Source organism: Pseudomonas sp. PDM16, from assembly GCF_014851865.1.
GTDB lineage: Bacteria > Pseudomonadota > Gammaproteobacteria > Pseudomonadales > Pseudomonadaceae > Aquipseudomonas.
Genome location: NZ_JACVAM010000005.1, coordinates 419,223 through 437,184 on the forward strand (window position 1 = coordinate 419,223; position 17,962 = coordinate 437,184).

Genomic DNA, 17,962 nt, shown 5'->3' on the forward strand with positions numbered 1-17,962 from the left:
ACGGAGGCGGCGGCACGGGTCGCCGCCTCTAAGAAGAAACCGAATTTAAGGAAACACACACAATGGCTATCGAGATCAAAGCCCCAACCTTCCCGGAATCGGTTGCCGACGGCACCGTGGCTACCTGGCACAAGAAGCCGGGCGATGCGGTCAAGCGCGATGAGCTGATCGTCGACATCGAAACCGACAAGGTGGTGATGGAAGTCCTCGCCGAAGCCGACGGCGTTCTCGCCGAAATCGTCAAGAACGAGGGCGACACCGTCCTCTCCGGCGAGCTGCTGGGCAAACTCGGTGCTCCGGGCGCAGCCGCTGCCGCCCCGGCCGCTGCTCCTGCCGCCGCCCCGGCCGCTGCTGCCGCTCCGGCTGCCGCCAGCGATGACGACGCTATCCTGTCGCCAGCTGCACGCAAGATCGCCGAAGAGGGCGGTATCGACCCGAACTCCATCGTCGGTACCGGCAAAGGTGGTCGCGTGACCAAGGAAGACGCCGTCGCTGCCGTCGCCGCCAAGAAATCCGCTCCGGCCGCTGCCGCCAAGCCGGCCGCTCCGGCTGCCGAGGCTCCGGTGTTCGCCGCTGGTGACCGCGTCGAGAAGCGCGTGCCGATGACCCGCCTGCGCGCCAAGGTTGCCGAGCGTCTGGTCGAAGCCCAGTCCACCATGGCCATGCTGACCACCTTCAACGAAGTCGACATGCATGAAGTCATGGCGCTGCGTTCGAAGTACAAGGACCTGTTCGAGAAGACCCACAACGGCGTGCGCCTGGGCTTCATGTCCTTCTTCGTCAAGGCAGCCGTCGAGGCGCTGAAGCGTTTCCCGGCTGTCAACGCCTCGATCGATGGCAACGACATCGTCTACCACGGCTACCAGGACATCGGCGTAGCCGTATCCAGCGACCGTGGCCTGGTGGTTCCGGTGCTGCGCAACGCCGAGCTGATGAGCCTGGCCGAAGTCGAAAACGGCATCGCCACCTTCGGCAAGAAGGCCCGTGACGGCAAGCTGTCGATCGAAGAAATGACCGGCGGCACCTTCACCATCACCAACGGTGGTACCTTCGGTTCGATGATGTCGACCCCGATCGTCAACCCGCCGCAGGCCGCGATCCTGGGCATGCACAACATCATCCAGCGTCCGGTGGCCATCAATGGCCAGGTCGTGATTCGTCCGATGATGTACCTGGCGCTGTCCTACGATCACCGCCTGATCGATGGCAAGGAAGCGGTCAGCTTCCTAGTGACCATCAAGAATCTGCTGGAAGACCCGGCTCGCCTGCTGCTGGATATCTGATTTCCGCTGCTGTGCTACGCGGTGGTTCCCACAAGGAACCACCCGGTTTTATTCGAGAAGGAATGAGTTATGACCCAGAAATTCGACGTGGTAGTGATTGGCGCTGGCCCAGGGGGCTATGTGGCCGCCATCAAGGCCGCGCAACTTGGTCTGAAGACCGCCTGCATCGAGAAGTACCAGGACAAGGATGGCAAGGTCGCCCTCGGCGGTACCTGCCTGAACGTCGGCTGCATTCCATCCAAGGCGCTGCTGGACAGCTCCTACAAGTACCATGAGGCCCACGAAGGCTTCAAAATTCACGGCATCGAGGCCAAGGGCGTCACCATCGACGTACCGCAGATGGTCGCGCGCAAGAACACCATCATCAAGAACCTGACTGGCGGCGTCGCCGGCCTGTTCAAGTCCAACGGTGTGACCCTGCTGGAAGGCCACGGCAAGCTGCTGGCTGGCAAGAAGGTTGAAGTCACCGGTCTGGACGGCAAAACCCAGATCGTCGAAGCCGAGAACGTGATCCTCGCCTCCGGCTCCAAGCCGGTCGACATCCCGCCGGCACCGGTCGATCAGGACGTGATCGTCGACTCCACTGGCGCCCTGGAATTCCAGGCTGTGCCGAAGAAGCTGGGCGTGATCGGCGCTGGCGTCATCGGTCTGGAGCTGGGCTCCGTCTGGGCCCGCCTGGGCGCCGAAGTGACCGTGCTGGAGGCCATGGACAAGTTCCTCGCTTCCGCCGACGAACAGATCTCCAAGGAAGCCCTGAAGATCCTCGGCAAGCAGGGGCTGGACATCCGTCTGGGCGCCCGCGTTACCGGCAGCGAAGTGAAGAAGAAGCAGGTCACCGTGACCTTCACCGACGCCACCGGCGAGCAGAAGCTGACCTTCGACAAGCTGATCGTGGCTGTTGGCCGTCGCCCGGTGACCACCGACCTGCTGGCCGCCGACAGTGGCGTGACCCTGGACGAGCGTGGCTTCATCTTCGTCAACGACCAGTGCGAAACCAGCGTTCCGGGCGTCTACGCCATCGGTGACGTGGTACGTGGTGCGATGCTCGCACACAAGGCGTCGGAAGAGGGCGTGATGGTTGCCGAGCGCATCAAGGGCCACAAAGCCCAGATGAACTACGACCTGATCCCGTCGGTCATCTACACCCACCCGGAAATCGCCTGGGTTGGCAAGACCGAGCAGCAGCTCAAGGCCGAGGGTGTCGAGATCAACGTCGGTACCTTCCCGTTCGCTGCCAGCGGCCGCGCTATGGCTGCCAACGACACCGCCGGTCTGGTCAAGGTCATCGCCGATGCCAAGACCGATCGTGTGCTGGGTGTGCATGTGATCGGCCCGAGCGCCGCCGAGCTGGTCCAGCAGGGTGCCATCGGCATGGAATTCGGCACCAGCTCCGAGGACCTGGGCATGATGGTGTTCTCGCACCCGACCCTGTCTGAAGCGCTTCACGAAGCGGCCCTGGCGGTGAATGGCCACGCCATCCACATCGCCAATCGCAAGAAGCGCTGATGCGTGCCGGCGCCTCGAAATCCGGGGCGCCCAAACCAGAAAAACCACGGCGGGCGGCCCGTAGCGGTTCGCGAGAACCAGTCGCAGGAATGTCCGTCGGACTGCTAACCAGTGCAGTCACAGGTGGTGCGGCGCCTCGAGCGCAGCGCCGAAATGCGCAATACCTAAACGAAGAACGGTAGATAAGCATGAATCTTCACGAGTATCAGGGTAAGCAGCTGTTCGCTGAATACGGCCTGCCGGTTTCCACTGGCTACGCTGTTGACACCCCGGAAGAAGCGGCTGCGGCCTGCGAAAAGATCGGTGGCAGCGAGTGGGTTGTCAAAGCGCAGGTGCACGCCGGTGGCCGCGGTAAAGCGGGCGGCGTCAAGCTGGTCAAGAACAAGGAAGACGCCAAGGCGTTCGCCGCCAACTGGCTGGGCAAGCGTCTGGTGACCTACCAGACAGACGCCAACGGTCAGCCGGTCAGCAAGATCCTGGTTGAGTCCTGCACCGACATCGACAAGGAGCTGTACCTCGGCGCCGTTGTCGACCGTTCCAGCCGCCGTATCGTGTTCATGGCTTCCACCGAAGGTGGCGTGGACATCGAGAAAGTCGCTCACGAAACTCCCGAGAAGATCCTCAAGGCCACCATCGACCCGCTGGTCGGTGCGCAGCCGTACCAGGGCCGCGAACTGGCCTTCCAGCTGGGCCTGCAGGGCGACCAGATCAAGCAGTTCACCCACATCTTCGTGGGCCTGGCCAAGCTGTTCCAGGACTACGACCTGGCCCTGCTGGAAGTGAACCCGCTGGTGATCAAGAAGGACGGCAACCTGCACTGCCTGGATGCCAAGATCAACATCGACTCCAACGCCATGTACCGTCAGCCCAAGCTGCGCGCCATGCACGACCCGTCCCAGGACGACGCGCGTGAAGCCCATGCGCAGAAGTGGGAACTGAACTACGTCGCGCTGGAAGGCAACATCGGTTGCATGGTCAACGGTGCTGGCCTGGCCATGGGCACCATGGACATCGTCAACCTGCACGGCGGCAAGCCGGCCAACTTCCTCGACGTCGGCGGTGGCGCGACCAAAGAGCGCGTGACCGAAGCCTTCAAGATCATCCTGTCCGACAGCAACGTCGCTGCCGTACTGGTGAACATCTTCGGCGGCATCGTGCGCTGCGACATGATCGCCGAAGGCATCATCGGTGCCGTGAAAGAAGTCGGCGTGAAAGTGCCGGTCGTGGTCCGTCTGGAAGGTAACAATGCCGAGCTGGGCGCCAAGGTCCTGGCCGACAGCGGTCTGAACATCATCGCGGCTACCAGCCTCACCGACGCTGCCCAGCAGGTCGTCAAAGCCGCGGAGGGCAAGTAATGAGCGTCCTGATCAATAAAGACACCAAAGTCATCTGCCAGGGCTTCACCGGCTCGCAGGGTACTTTCCACAGCGAACAAGCCATTGCCTACGGCACCAAGATGGTTGGCGGCGTGACTCCGGGCAAGGGTGGCACCACCCACCTGGGCCTGCCGGTGTTCAACACCGTCAAGGAAGCTGTCGAAGCCACCGGCGCCGATGCGTCCGTGATCTACGTTCCGGCTCCGTTCTGCAAGGACTCGATCCTGGAAGCGGCCAACGGCGGCATCAAGCTGATCGTGTGCATCACCGAAGGCATCCCGACCCTCGACATGCTGGACGCCAAGGTCAAGTGCGACGAGCTGGGCGTACGCCTGATCGGCCCGAACTGCCCGGGCGTGATCACTCCCGGCGAGTGCAAGATCGGCATCATGCCGGGTCACATCCACCTGCCGGGCAAGGTAGGCATCGTGTCGCGTTCCGGCACCCTGACCTATGAAGCCGTGAAGCAGACCACCGACGCCGGCTTTGGCCAGTCCACCTGCGTGGGCATCGGTGGCGACCCGATCCCGGGCTCCAACTTCATCGACATCCTGAAGCTGTTCCAGGAAGACCCGAAGACCGAAGCGATCGTCATGATCGGTGAGATCGGCGGCAGCGCTGAAGAAGAAGCCGCAGCCTACATCAAGGCCAACGTGACCAAGCCGGTGGTGTCCTACATCGCTGGTGTCACCGCACCGCCCGGCAAGCGCATGGGCCACGCCGGTGCCATCATCTCCGGCGGCAAGGGCACTGCGGACGAGAAGTTCGCCGCCCTGCAGGACGCTGGTGTGAAAACCGTGCGTTCCCTGGCCGACATCGGCAAGGCCCTGGCCGAGCTGACCGGTTGGGAAGTCAAGAAGGCCTGAGGCTGACTTGATACGAAAAGGCCGCCTTCGGGCGGCCTTTTCATTTCTGCCCGGACAGTCAGAAAGTTGTGTCCTGGCGACACTTTGTTCTGTCCAATCGACGCGCCGACCATCGTTCGAAGCGGTGTGTCGGACAAATCGTTAGTATTGCAACTATCTCCCGCCACACCCCACAAGGGTAGGGCCGGGGTCTAGTGGTCGTTCGCCAATCGCGGACGGCGACGTTTCCCAATCCAGCGGAAACCCTGCCGTTTTCTATGAATTTCTGCCTGTGGTACTTCCTGCTATGACTCGCCTTAAAAGCCTCGACCTCCTGGCCCTTGGCTTCATGACTTTTGCCCTGTTCCTGGGCGCCGGTAACATCATCTTCCCACCCAGCGCCGGCATGGCCGCCGGAGCCAATGTCTGGTCCGCCGCGTTCGGTTTCCTGATCACCGGTGTCGGCCTGCCGCTGCTTACCGTGGTCGCGCTGGCGCGTGTCGGTGGCGGCATGCCCGAACTGACCGCACCGCTCGGTCGGCGTGCCGGCACGCTGCTGGCGGTGGCCGTGTACCTGGCCATCGGCCCGCTGTTCGCCACCCCGCGTACCGCCGTGGTGTCCTTCGAAATGGGCGTGGCGCCTTTTGCCGGCAACGAGCCGCTGGCGCTGGGCCTGTACACGCTGGCCTACTTTGCCGCCGTGCTGTTCCTCGCCCTGAATCCGGGCAAGCTGGTCGACAGCATCGGCAAGTTCATCACCCCGGTGCTGCTGGCGGCGCTGCTGGTGCTTGGTGGCGCAGCCCTGCTGGCTCCGGCCGGCGAGATCGGCCAGAGCACCGAGGCCTATGAGGCAATGCCTTTCGTGCAGGGTTTCCTGCAGGGCTACCTGACCATGGATACCCTGGGCGCACTGGTATTCGGCATCGTCATCGCCACCGCGATCAAGGATCGTGGCGTGCGTGACAGTGCACTGATTACCCGCTATTCGGTGATCGCCGGCATCATCGCCGCGATTGGCCTGTCGCTGGTCTATCTGGCGCTGTTCTACCTCGGTGCCACCAGCCAGGGCATCGCCGGTGATGCGCAGAACGGCGTGCAGATCCTCACCACCTACGTCGAGCACACCTTCGGCGTCTACGGCAGCCTGCTGCTGGCGGTGGTCATCACCCTGGCCTGCCTTACCACGGCGGTGGGGCTGCTGACCGCCTGTGGCGAGTACTTCAGCAAGCTGCTGCCGGTGTCCTATCGCGCCGTGGTGCTGACCTTCGGTGTGTTCAGCCTGCTGGTGGCCAACCAGGGCCTGACCCAGCTGATCAGCGTGTCGGTGCCGGTGCTGGTCGGTCTCTATCCGCTGGCCATCGTGCTGGTCGCGCTGAGCCTGCTGGACGGGTTGTGGCGCTCGTCGCCGCGCGTGTTCGTCCCGGTGATGGCGGTGACGCTGGTGTTCGGCCTGGTCGATGCGTTCAATGCCGCCGGTTTCAAGGGCCTGGTGCCGGGCGTGTTTGCCCACCTGCCGCTGGCTGCCGAAGGCCTTGGCTGGTTGCTGCCGGTGGCGCTGACCCTGCTGGTCGCGGTGGTTTTCGACCGGCTGCGCGGCGCGCCGGCGATTCAGACCGCGTGATTTGGTTCGGGGCCGTGCAAGGCGGCCCCGGAGCCTCTGCAACGCGCCTTTTGGCGCGCTGCACCTGTTCTTTGGCGCATCTGGCACCTTCTGCCGATTGCCGCCCAACCTGACGTGCCGGACAATCTGCGGGAATCTTTCAGCAGTCCGCTCGCCATGTCGCAAACCATTTTCTTCGCCCATGCCAATGGCTTCCCCTCGGCCACCTACGGCAAGCTGTTCAGTGCGCTGGAGCCGGATTACCGGATACGGCACCTGGAACAGCACGGTCATGACCCGCGCTTCCCGGTGGACGACAACTGGAACAACCTGGTGGACGAGCTGATCCTGCACGTGGAGCAGGGTAGCGAGCCGGTCTGGGGTGTCGGCCATTCGCTCGGCGGCGTGCTGCATTACCACGCGGCGCTGCGTCGCCCCGAGCTGTATCGCGGTGTGGTGATGCTCGACTCGCCGCTGCTCACCGGTGTCGACCGCCTGGTGATCCGCGCCGCCAAGCGCTTCGGCTTTATCGACCGGATCACCCCGGCGGGCCGAACGGTCGGGCGTCGCGAGGCATTCGGTGACGTTCGCGAGGCGCGTGACTATTTCGCCGGCAAGACGCTGTTCAGCCGTTTCGACCCCGAATGCCTGGACGCCTACGTGCGTCATGGCTTGCGCGAGGAGGGCCAGGGGCAGGAGAGGCGTCTGCGCCTGCGCTTCGATCCGGCCACCGAGATCAGCATCTACCGCAGCGTGCCGCATACCGTGCCGGGCCGGCCACAACAACTGGCCGTACCACTCGCCGTGGTGCGTGGCCGGCACAGCAAGGTGGTGTTGCCGCATCATGCACGGCAGGTCAGTCGTGTGCCCAAGGGTGAGTATCTGAGCCTGCCCGGTGGCCACATGTTTCCGCTGGAGCGTCCGCAGGATACGGCCCATCTGCTGCGTGAGCTGTTCGGTCGCTGGCAGGGGCAGGGCAAGGAGCACTCGGCATGACGTTCAAGGTGGAAGAAACCCGTTTCAGCCTGCCACACGTGGAACTGGCGGCACATCTGTTCGGTCCGGAAGATGGCATGCCGGTCATTGCCCTGCATGGCTGGCTGGACAATGCCATGACCTTCGCCCGCCTGGCGCCGAAGCTGGAAGGGCTACGCATCGTTGCCCTGGATTTCCCCGGCCATGGCCATTCCGGGCACTACGCCGGCAACTCCAGCTACAGCATGTGGGAGTATCTGGAGGACGTGCTGCTGGTGGCCGAACAGCTCGGCTGGCAGCGCTTTTCCCTGCTCGGTCATTCCCTCGGCGGCATCATCTCCACCTTGCTGGCGGCTGCGGTGCCGGAGCGGATCGAACGTCTGGCGCTGATCGACGGCCTGGTGCCCTACACGGCCGAGGCCGACAGCGCGCCCAAGCGCCTGGGTGAGGCGCTGCGCGCGCGCCTGGCGGTACGTGACAAGCAGAAACCGGTCTACCCGGACCTGGATACGGCCGTGCAGGCACGCATGCGTGGCGTTGTCGCGGTCAGCCGCGAGGCTGCCGAGCTGCTGGCCCAGCGTGGCCTGGAACCGGTGCCGGGTGGTTACACCTGGCGCACCGATATCCGCCTGACCCTGCCGTCGGTGATGCGCCTGACCTTCGCCCATGTCGAGCAGTTCATCCATGCTGTGCAGTGCCCGGTCAGCCTGGTCCTCGCCGAGGGTGGGCAGATGAACGTCGAGCCGCGCCTGCAGGCGCTGGTTGCCGGTACCTCGTTCGAGGCTCACGTGCTGCCTGGTGGCCATCACCTGCATCTCAACGACGAGGCCGGCGCACAGCAGGTTGCAGACTGTTTCAATCCATTCTTCCGCCGCGCTTGACGCGGCCCCGGCAACTGCCGAGGCTGTGCAGGTCGTATCGGAGATTGCCATGATCGATCTGTACACCGCCGCCACGCCCAACGGGCACAAGATTTCCATTGCTCTCGAAGAACTGGGCCTGCCTTACCAGGTGCACGCGTTGTCCTTCGACAAGAAGGAGCAGAAGACCCCCGAGTTCCTGCGCATCAACCCCAACGGGCGGATTCCGGCCATCGTCGACGACGGCTTTGCCGTGTTCGAGTCCGGCGCCATCCTCATCTACCTGGCGGAGAAGACCGGCAAGCTGCTGCCGAGCGACGCCAAGGGCCGTTCCCTGGCCATCCAGTGGCTGATGTTCCAGATGGGCGGAGTAGGGCCCATGCAGGGGCAGGCCAACGTGTTCTTCCGCTATTTCCCGGAGAAGCTGCAGGGCGCCATTGACCGCTACCAGCACGAGACCCGCCGCCTGTACGAGGTGCTCGACAGTCGCCTGGGCGAGGCCGAGTACCTGGCCGGCGACTACAGCATTGCCGATATCGCCACCTATCCGTGGGTGCGTATCCACGACTGGGCAGGTGTCTCGGTAGAAGGACTCGACCACTTACGGCGCTGGATGGAGGCACTTGCTGCTCGTCCGGCGGTTCAGCGTGGCCTGCTGATTCCGGTGCGTACCAACGATGATGATCGCGTGGTGAAGACCGCGCAGAGCATGCTGACACGCTGAGGAGCCGCATGCGTTATTTCGCTTTCTGCCTGAGTCTTTTCTGTACACCGTTGCTGGCCGCTGATGTGGCTGGCAGTCAAGATCTGGACACCCTGCCACGTTTTCCGCGCGCCGAGATCGTCGACTACCGCGATGCTGCAACCGAGGAGAAACGCTACCCACAGGACGGTCTGCGCCGGATCAGTGGCCAGTTACGCGCCTCGGCAGAGGTGCTCGCCGAAGGGCATCTGCGTGCCGTGACCTATCGTCTGCCGGATGAGCATTCACCTCGTGAGGCCATGGATGCGGCTCGCAGCCATCTGCTGGGGCAGGGCGCTCAGTTGCTGTTCTGGTGCGAGGGCCGCGACTGTGGCTCTTCCAGTCTGTGGGCCAACCAGATCTTCGGCAATGCCAAACTGTATGGTCCCGAAGAGCGGCAGAGCTACTTGCTGCTGCAACTGGCCGAGCCGCAGCAGGATAGCCTGGTGGCGCTGTATGGCATCACCCGGGGCAACCGCCGGTCCTACCTGCATGCGGAACAGCTTGATGCCAGCGCCGCATTACCGGCTTTGTTGCCTACCCCGGCGACGCTGTTGCGCCAGCTTAGGAGTAGCGGTGAGCTGAGCCTGCCGCAGCTGGGTGAGCCGGATGAGCAGTGGGGCGATCTGCTGGCGCGTACTCTGAGCCTGGACAGCACCCTGCGGGTCGGCCTGAGCGGTGCCAGCGCCGAAGTCTGGCGGGCCGAGTTGGAGCGGCGCGGTGTGCGTGGTAACCGCCTGCAAATCAGTGACCCCGAAGGCCAAGGCATGCGTCTGCAACAACTACGCTGAACAATGATGCGTGCCGGGCCGCTTTCCGCTCGGGTTCTGGGAATGTCGAAAACATGTTGAACAATGATCGCCTGCTGGTGCAGATCCTGCTTCTGGCGCTGCTCGGCGCCTGCGCGTGGGTGCTGGCGCCGTTCTTCTCGGCGCTGTTCTGGGCCGGTGTGCTGGCTTTCGCGAGCTGGCCGCTGATGCGTCTGTTGACGCGTGCACTGGATGGCCGGGAGAACACTTCTGCTGCCATCCTCACCGCCGGCTGGATGGTGCTGGTTGCCGTGCCGTTGGTTTGGCTGGGCTTCAACCTGGCCGACCACATTCGCGATGCCACCGAGCTGTTCAAGGACCTGCAGGGCGATGGTTTGCCAGATCCGCCCAACTGGATGGCGGAGCTGCCGCTGGTGGGGGATCGACTTGTCGGCCTCTGGAATCGCATCGATGAGGAGGGCGCCGCTCTGCTCGCCACCGTGCGTCCCTACCTGGGGCAAGTCGGTAACTGGCTGTTGGCACGCAGCGCGCAGATCGGCGGCGGAATGCTGGAGCTGGCGCTGAGCCTGGTGCTGGTGTTCTTCTTCTACCGCGACGGGCCGCGCATGGCCGCCTTCGCCCACAGCTTGTTGGAGCGCCTGATCGGTGATCGCGCTGAACATTACCTGGACCTGGTGGCTGGTACCGTGCAGCGGGTGGTCAATGGGGTGATCGGTACTGCGGCGGCCCAGGCGCTACTGGCTCTGATCGGTTTCTACATCGCAGGTGTTCCGGGCGCCCTGGTTCTGGGCATCCTGACCTTCATCCTCAGTCTGATTCCCATGGGACCGCCGCTGGTGTGGATTCCAGCCACCGCCTGGCTGGTCAGTCAGGAGCAGTACGGTATGGCCGTATTCCTCGGCATCTGGGGCACGTTCGTCATCAGTGGCGTAGACAACGTGCTCAAGCCCTACCTGATCAGTCGCGGCGGCAACCTGCCGCTGGTGGTGGTGCTGCTTGGCGTATTCGGCGGCATCCTGGCCTTCGGGTTCATGGGCCTGTTCCTCGGCCCGACCCTGCTGGCCGTGGCCTACAGCCTGCTCGGCGACTGGGTTGCGAACACGCCGAGGGTCATTGCAGTGGAGACGGAACGCAAGGACGGGGAGTAGTTGGCATCCTGTGCAGAATTCTGCTCACCCCCTCTTGGTGACTACGATGGGGCGGTGATAGCCTTGCGCGACTTTTTGGCTGCATCAGCCGAAGCAGGGTGACAGCCCCGCCTCAAGCCGCGATGACCGGTCCGCAGAGGCCACGCGTGGTTCAGGGAAGAATGACCAACACTATCAAATGGATATACGCCCCATGAAGAAGATTGCAGGTATCGCAGTAGGTACTATTGTGGCCGTTGCTGCCGTTGGCACGGTCGGTGCCTGGTACACCGGCAACCAGTTGCCCTCGGTCCTGGACAACGCCATCAAGCAGGCCAACACCGAGATGTCCAAGAGCCTGCCGGCCATGGGCCTGGATGTCTCCGTCGAGCTGCTCTCACTGGACCGCGAGTTCTTCAGTAGCAACGCCCGCTACCGCGTCACATTCAACGGCTCCCTCGATGGCGAAGCTCCGCAGAAGCTGGAGTGGGTGGTCAACGACCGCATCGAGCACGGCCCGTTCCCGGTGTCCCGCCTAAAAGCCTTCAAGCTGATGCCGGTCATGGCCACCAGCAACTACAGCCTGGAACAGAATCCGCTTCTGGAAAAATGGTTCGCCGCCAGCAAGGGTGTATCGCCGCTGGAAGGCCAGGCCAGCCTGGGCTACGACCAGTCGGTCGAAGGCACTCTGCGCATCAATCCACTGCAGACTGCTCTGGATGACGACACCAGCGTCGACTTCTCCGGTCTGGTCGTCGATTTCGACACCGCTGCTGGTGGCAAGGCCGTCGATGCCACCGGCCTGATGAACAGCTTCAAGCTCAGCACCAAGCTGCCGCAGAGCGGCGAGCCCATGGTCATCGAGTTCCAGGGGCTGACCCTGGACAGCAAGACTGCCAAGGGGGCCAGCGAACTCTATCTGGGCACCAACGTGGTCAAGCTGCAGACCGTGCAGATCCAGGTTGGCGAGGGTGCACCGGTCCTGCTCAAGGACTTCGTCCAGCGCGATGACACCAGCGAGGCCGATGGCAAGCTGGCCGCTCGTTACAGCTACGATATCGGCATGATCAGCTACCAGGGCCACGATATCGGCGGCTCGCAGCTGGTCTGGACCCTGAAGAACCTGGATGCCGGTGCACTGCAGTCGCTGATCGGCGTCTATAGCGACATCATCAAGAGCACCGGTCAGCTGCAGCAGGCCAGCCTGGAGGGCGAGAGCGAGCTGCCGGAGTTGAGCGAGGCGCAGCAGGCTCAGCTGATGGTGGATGTGGAGAAGCTGCTGGCTGGCAAGCCAGGCATTGCCCTAGAGAAGCTGGCGTTCAAGACCGCCAATGGCGAAAGCAGCCTGAGCCTTTCGGTGGACCTGAACAAGCCGGAGTCCTTCGAGCTGCCGCCGCCTGAGCTGGCCAAGCAGATGATCACTCAGTTGGATGCCAAGGTTTCAGTGTCCAAGGCCATGATCGGTGATGTGATCGGGCTTCAGGCCACTCTGGGCGGCGAAACCGACAAGGAAGCCGTGGCCCAGCAGGCGTCGATGATGACCGAGATGGCCAGCGGCATGGCACTGTCTACCGAGCTGGCCAAGCTGGAAGGCGACAGCATCGTCTCCACTCTGCATTACGCTGACGACAAGGTTGACTTCAATGGCAAGCAGATGACCGTCGAGGAGTTCGTCGCGATGGCCTTCGCCAGCGGTGCCGGCCTGGGTGGCATGGGTGACGAAGAACAGTCGATCGAAGGCTTGGAGCTGGAGGAAGAGAGCGACGAGGCCTACGCCGAGTAACGCTCATCCCCCCTGAAAAGGCCCGCATTTCCCTGCGAGGAGATGCGGGCCTTTTTCGTTCAGGTGGAAATGCTCAATTGGCTGACCATGCTCGCCGAATCGCCCACTGGCACGTGGTTTCTCGCGGCACTCGCTACGGTCCGAACCCGGCGCAGGACGCTCCGGATGCGAGCAACCAGCTCGCGCGGTTCGAACGGCTTGGCAATGTAGTCGCTGGCTCCCAGCTCCGGACCGACTATGCGGTCGGTCGGCTCGCAGCGGGCGGTCAGCATCAGGATCGGGATATCGGGGCTGACACAGGGCCGGTCCGTCTTCTCCGGGCAGCATCAGGTCGAGGGTGATCACATCGAAGTGGCCGGTTGCCAGAGGGCGTGTCGCATGTCATTGCCGTCGCACACGGCTTCGCTGTCGACGCTGAAGCGACCAAGAAGCTCGCGCAGTTCCAAGTCATCGTCGACGATCAGGACGCGTGTGGTGCGGGTGCGTACTGTTCGTGAGGGTATTGCTTGCACCGTAACGGACTCCAGATACGGATGCGGTATCGAGCGGAGCGATGGTAGCCGGTCGAGAAGGGTGGCAAGCGCCGCCCGTTAGCATTCTTGAGGCTCGGTGTCGGCAGCAGTCGGCTATGCATCGGTGCAGATACAAAAGTGCCGATCACAAGCTCAGAGCCCTCGGCATGTCCGGGACCGCTGCACGGGTTCAGGCGTGATCGCGCTCGTAGCGGTCCAGGGTGTCCGATGCGATCTGGCGGCCGAGCTGGATTAGCTCGGGAGCCTTGTGGAAGTCGAAGAAGCGGCATACCCGCTTGGGGACGTTGATGAGGACATCCGGTGGATAGCCGGCGATCTTGTACTGCGCGAGCGAGGTCTGCATGGTCTCGAAGCTCTGGTTGACCAGCTCCAGCAGCGAGGCGGGACCGACGTTGCCGACGACTCGGGAATCGCTCGCTGACTTAGGGGCCGCCTCCTCCGAGGCCGTGGCTTCACGGTCGGTATCCAGCCAGGGGTTGGGAGTCTCGTCCTGCGACTCCAGATCGTTGTCTTCTCGGCGCAGGAAGGAGAGCTTGGCCCCGAGTGAGCCCATCAGTTGGTCGATCTTGCCCTTGATGGCGGCGGGGCGTTCGATCACCGGAAGCTGGTACTGCTTCTGGTTCAAGGCATTGAGGTTCACCGCCACGATCAGATCACAGTGGCTCGACACCACCGGCACGATCGGCAGCGGATTGAGCAAGCCGCCATCGACCAGCATGCGTGATCCCTGGGTCACGGGGGTGAACAGGCTGGGGATGGCGGCCGAGGCGCGCATGGCCTTGTGCAGGCAGCCTTCCTGGAACCAGATTTCCTGCTGGTTGGTCAGGTCCGTGGCGACGGCGGTATAGGGAATCGCCAACTGCTCGATCTCGATCTCGCCAACAATCTCGTGGATCTTGCCGAAGACCCTCTCGCCACGAATCGCACCGAGGCGGAAGCTGACATCGAGCAGGCGCAGCACATCGAGGTAGTCGAGGCTCTCCGTCCATTCGCGATACTCGGCCAGTTTTCCAGCCGCGTAGATGCCGCCGATCACGGCCCCCATCGAACAGCCGGCGATACAGCCTATCTCGTAGCCTCGTGCTTCCAACTCTTCGATCACGCCTATGTGCGCGTATCCGCGTGCCCCACCCGACCCCAGCACCAGGGCGACCTTCTTTCTCATCGATATTCTCCCCCGACAACTTTCGAACATACCCGCCCAGGGCTGTTCAGCCAAGCGGGGAAGATGCTGTGCAACGGGCACTTTGCCGCTACGCTGACGTCCAAAAGGTCCGGAATTTTGGAGGTAACAAAGATGAAGAAAGCTGTCCTTTTTGCCACCTTGCTGTTAACGCTGACCGGGTGTGCGGCCAAGACCGCTTACCGCACGAGCTGCGCCGACCAGTTGGATATTGCCTGGCGAGAGCTCGATATTGCTAAGGCCGAGGGGTTCGCTGGCACCGTCAGCTACTCGAAGGCGCTTACCCTGCTGACTGGTGCCAAGACATCCCAACAGTTCGAGGGCTACGAAAGCTGCACCCGCAACACAGAGAAGGCACGCTTTTACATTCGTGAGTCACGCGCGGGGCGTTGATCCTCTTCCTAATGGGGATAGCTTCAGCCACCTTTTCTAGGCATCGGGTACTGTCGTCGGAGTGTCTCCCAGGGTGCTGCTGACAGGCGGGCATTTCGCTGGGGCGAACGGCCGAGCCTGGCACCGCACCCGCGCCCGCTGCGGGGTTCGGGTTGCGACGAGAGTCGACGAGCCACCGCTAAACGCGTCTGAAGGAGAGTGGCGAGGCACCGTTGGGGTGCATGTCACTTCTGGGGATTACCACTTCATGTAGAATCCGCGACAGGCTGCGCGCCAGCGGTTGTCTTGGCGCCAGCCCCAGTCCGACTGCCTTTTAAGCATGATTTATTGACGTTTGCTTTTTGGCGCAAATGCGCCAGGCTAGTTTTTGTGAGTTGCTGAATCGCGCAGTGTGGTGCAGCGAGGTGTCGCTTGATTAAGGTGCTGGTGGTCGACGACCACGATCTGGTCCGGACGGGTATTACCCGTATGCTGGCCGATATAGAGGGCCTGCAGGTTATCGGGCAGGCCGATTCCGGTGAGCAGGCGCTAAAGAAAGTGCGCGAGATGCAGCCTGACGTGGTGCTGATGGACGTCAAGATGCCTGGCATCGGCGGTCTGGAGGCCACTCGCAAGCTGTTGCGCAGCCATCCCGACCTTAAGGTCATTGCGGTGACCGCCTGTGAGGATGATCTTTTTCCCACTCGGTTGCTGCAGGCCGGCGCGGCCGGCTACCTGACCAAGGGAGCAGCGCTGGAGGAAATGGTTCAGGCCATTCGTATGGCGTTCGCAGGTCAGCGCTACCTTAGCCCCCAGATAGCTCAGCAATTGGCGCTGAAGTCATTTCAGCCCAATAACGGAGGTACTCCGTTCGATCTGCTGTCCGAGCGTGAAATCCAAATTGCCCTGATGATCGCCAACTGCCAGAAAGTACAGACCATCTCGGACAAGCTCTGCCTCTCGCCGAAAACGGTCAATACCTACCGCTATCGCATCTACGAGAAGCTTTCGATCACCAGTGATGTCGAACTGGCACTGCTGGCTGTGCGACACGGCATGGTGGATGCCGTCAGCTGAGAGCCTTAGGCAAGCCCAATAAGAGGACGTAAACTGCGTCCTCTTCGTCTTTTTAGCCTGTCCACATCAATGAACACTTTGCCAGTCGCCCCTTTCGATCCTAGCGCCTTCCTCGCTACCTGCAGCGGGCGTCCAGGCGTGTATCGGATGTTCGACGAGACCGGCAAGCTGCTCTACGTAGGGAAAGCGTCAAACCTCAAGAAGCGCTTGGCCAGCTACTTCCGCAAGACCGGGCTGGCGCCCAAGACCGCCGCTCTGGTGGCGCGCATCGCTCAGCTCGAAACCACCATCGTTGCCAACGAGACCGAGGCGCTGCTGCTGGAGCAAACGCTGATCAAGCAGTGGCGACCGCCGTACAACATCCTGCTGCGCGACGACAAATCCTATCCCTACGTATTGCTGTCCGACGGCGACTACCCGCGCCTGGGAATTCACCGGGGGGCGAAGTCATCCAAGGGGCGCTACTTCGGCCCTTATCCCAGCGCGGGGGCCATTCGAGAAAGTCTCGCCCTACTGCAGAAGACGTTTCTGGTGCGCCAGTGCGAGGACAGCTACTTCAAGAACCGCACTCGTCCATGCCTGCAGTACCAGATCAAGCGATGCAAGGCGCCCTGCGTCGGTCTGGTCGAGCCGCAGGAATATGCCGATGACGTGCGCCATTCGGTGATGTTCCTCGAGGGGCGCAGCAATGCGCTGACCGATGAGCTGTCCAGTGCCATGGAGAAGGCGGCGATGGACCTCGAGTTCGAGCGAGCTGCCGAGCTGCGAGACCAAATTTCACTGCTGCGCCGAGTGCAGGATCAGCAGAGCATGGAAGGCGGAAGTGGGGACGTGGATGTGGTGGCCGCCATCGTCAATCCGGGGGGCGCCTGCGTGCACCTCATCAGTGTACGAGGCGGGCGGGTGCTGGGCAGCAAGAACTTCTTCCCTCAGGTGGGAATCGAGGAGGAGGGCGGCGCGGTGCTATCGGCCTTTCTTGCCCAGTACTACCTCTCCAGTCACGAGCGCGACCTGCCCGGCGAGCTTATCGTCAATACCACCCACGATGATCTACCGACGGTGGCCACAGCGATCGCCGAGCTGCGAGGCCGCGAGATCGCCATCAGCCATCGAGTGCGTGGCACCCGTGCGCGCTGGCAGCAGCTGGCTGTAACCAATGCGGAGCAGGCGCTGGGCGCGCGCCTGGTCAATCGGCAGCATGTCGCCGCCCGTTTCGATGCGCTTGCCGAGGCTCTGGATCTGGACGAACCGCTACAGCGTCTGGAGTGCTACGACATCAGCCATTCCAGCGGCGAGGCTACGGTCGCTTCCTGCGTGGTATTCGGGCCGGAGGGGCCGCTAAAGTCCGATTACCGTCGCTACAACATCGAAGGTGTCACCGCCGGCGATGACTACGCGGCCATGCACCAGGCTCTGACCCGACGCTTCAGCAAGCTGAAGGACGGCGATGGCAAACTGCCTGACATCCTCCTGGTCGACGGCGGTAAGGGGCAGCTGGCCATGGCGCGCGAGGTGCTGCAGGAGCTGGCGGTGCCGGAGCTGATCCTCCTGGGAGTGGCCAAGGGTGTGACGCGCAAGCCGGGGCTTGAGACGTTGTATCTCAATGATGCCGACCATGAGTTCACACTGCCTGCCGATTCGCCTGCGCTGCACCTGATTCAGCAGATCCGCGATGAGGCGCATCGCTTCGCCATCACCGGGCATAGGGCTCGTCGAGGCAAGGCGCGGCGCACGTCGAGCCTAGAGGATGTGGCAGGCATCGGTCCGAAACGAAGACGAGAGCTGCTCAAGCACTTCGGTGGACTGCAGGAGCTCAATCGCGCCAGCATCGACGAGATTGCCAAGGCACCTGGCATCAGCAAAAAGCTCGCCGAGTCGATTTATGCTGCCCTGCACAGCGAGTAGAATGCGCGCTCAACTCGCTGGCCAG

15 protein-coding genes and 1 pseudogene are annotated in these 17,962 nt (G+C 62.8%); 14 read left to right on the top strand and 2 right to left on the bottom strand.

Translation table 11 applies throughout. The features are described from left to right. Positions 1–62: 62 nt before the first annotated feature. The 11 genes from odhB to IB234_RS19185 all read left to right on the top strand — a co-directional run bounded on the left by odhB (position 63) and on the right by IB234_RS19185 (position 12,867). The gene (odhB, locus tag IB234_RS19135) at positions 63–1,283 is read left to right on the top strand and encodes a 2-oxoglutarate dehydrogenase complex dihydrolipoyllysine-residue succinyltransferase (RefSeq protein ID WP_192320890.1); all 1,221 of its coding nucleotides are present in this window, start codon (positions 63–65) and stop codon (positions 1,281–1,283) included. Positions 1,284–1,352: 69 nt separating this feature from the next. Continuing rightward, positions 1,353–2,789, top strand: coding sequence for a dihydrolipoyl dehydrogenase (lpdA, locus tag IB234_RS19140; protein WP_192320892.1), 1,437 nt, complete (start codon positions 1,353–1,355; stop codon positions 2,787–2,789). Positions 2,790–2,977: 188 nt separating this feature from the next. Next, positions 2,978–4,144 (top strand): ADP-forming succinate--CoA ligase subunit beta, encoded by a 1,167-nt coding sequence (gene sucC / locus IB234_RS19145; RefSeq protein WP_192320894.1) that lies wholly within the window; start codon positions 2,978–2,980, stop codon positions 4,142–4,144. After that, on the top strand, positions 4,144–5,031 hold the full coding sequence (gene sucD / locus IB234_RS19150) for a succinate--CoA ligase subunit alpha (RefSeq protein ID WP_021699802.1): 888 nt from the start codon (positions 4,144–4,146) through the stop codon (positions 5,029–5,031). The genes sucC and sucD overlap by 1 nt, the downstream gene beginning before the upstream one ends. Positions 5,032–5,317: 286 nt before the next feature. Then, positions 5,318–6,631, top strand: a complete 1,314-nt coding sequence (gene brnQ / locus IB234_RS19155) for a branched-chain amino acid transport system II carrier protein (RefSeq protein WP_192320896.1) — start codon at positions 5,318–5,320, stop codon at positions 6,629–6,631. A 156-nt stretch (positions 6,632–6,787) separates the two neighbouring features. Continuing rightward, on the top strand, positions 6,788–7,606 hold the full coding sequence (locus IB234_RS19160; RefSeq protein ID WP_021699804.1) for an alpha/beta fold hydrolase: 819 nt from the start codon (positions 6,788–6,790) through the stop codon (positions 7,604–7,606). After that, positions 7,603–8,466, top strand: coding sequence for an alpha/beta hydrolase (locus IB234_RS19165; RefSeq protein WP_192320898.1), 864 nt, complete (start codon positions 7,603–7,605; stop codon positions 8,464–8,466). The genes IB234_RS19160 and IB234_RS19165 overlap by 4 nt, the downstream gene beginning before the upstream one ends. 49 nt (positions 8,467–8,515) lie before the next feature. After that, a complete protein-coding gene (locus tag IB234_RS19170; RefSeq protein ID WP_192320900.1) occupies positions 8,516–9,169 on the top strand; it encodes a glutathione S-transferase family protein in 654 nt (217 codons plus the stop codon). A gap of 8 nt (positions 9,170–9,177) precedes the next feature. Next, positions 9,178–9,978 (top strand): DUF4892 domain-containing protein, encoded by an 801-nt coding sequence (locus IB234_RS19175; protein ID WP_192320902.1) that lies wholly within the window; start codon positions 9,178–9,180, stop codon positions 9,976–9,978. Between the two features lie 53 nt (positions 9,979–10,031). Further along, positions 10,032–11,105, top strand: coding sequence for an AI-2E family transporter (locus IB234_RS19180; protein WP_192320904.1), 1,074 nt, complete (start codon positions 10,032–10,034; stop codon positions 11,103–11,105). Positions 11,106–11,298: 193 nt separating this feature from the next. Then, a complete protein-coding gene (locus tag IB234_RS19185; RefSeq protein ID WP_192320906.1) occupies positions 11,299–12,867 on the top strand; it encodes a YdgA family protein in 1,569 nt (522 codons plus the stop codon). Between the two features lie 110 nt (positions 12,868–12,977). Here IB234_RS19185 and IB234_RS24000 read toward each other — a convergent pair. Beyond that, positions 12,978–13,394, bottom strand: a pseudogene (locus IB234_RS24000) (response regulator); the annotation flags it as partial. 175 nt (positions 13,395–13,569) lie between these two features. Then, a complete protein-coding gene (locus IB234_RS19195) occupies positions 13,570–14,565 on the bottom strand; it encodes a patatin-like phospholipase family protein (RefSeq protein WP_192320908.1) in 996 nt (331 codons plus the stop codon). A 132-nt stretch (positions 14,566–14,697) separates the two neighbouring features. Here IB234_RS19195 and IB234_RS19200 point away from each other — a divergent pair, with 132 nt between their 5' ends. From IB234_RS19200 to uvrC, 3 genes are all read left to right on the top strand, one after another. Further along, the gene (locus IB234_RS19200) at positions 14,698–14,976 is read left to right on the top strand and encodes a lipoprotein (RefSeq protein ID WP_192320910.1); all 279 of its coding nucleotides are present in this window, start codon (positions 14,698–14,700) and stop codon (positions 14,974–14,976) included. Positions 14,977–15,387: 411 nt separating this feature from the next. Continuing rightward, positions 15,388–16,032 (top strand): UvrY/SirA/GacA family response regulator transcription factor, encoded by a 645-nt coding sequence (uvrY, locus tag IB234_RS19205; protein ID WP_192320912.1) that lies wholly within the window; start codon positions 15,388–15,390, stop codon positions 16,030–16,032. A 69-nt stretch (positions 16,033–16,101) separates the two neighbouring features. Continuing rightward, on the top strand, positions 16,102–17,937 hold the full coding sequence (gene uvrC, locus IB234_RS19210) for an excinuclease ABC subunit UvrC (RefSeq protein ID WP_192320914.1): 1,836 nt from the start codon (positions 16,102–16,104) through the stop codon (positions 17,935–17,937). The last annotated feature ends 25 nt before the right edge of the window (positions 17,938–17,962 follow it).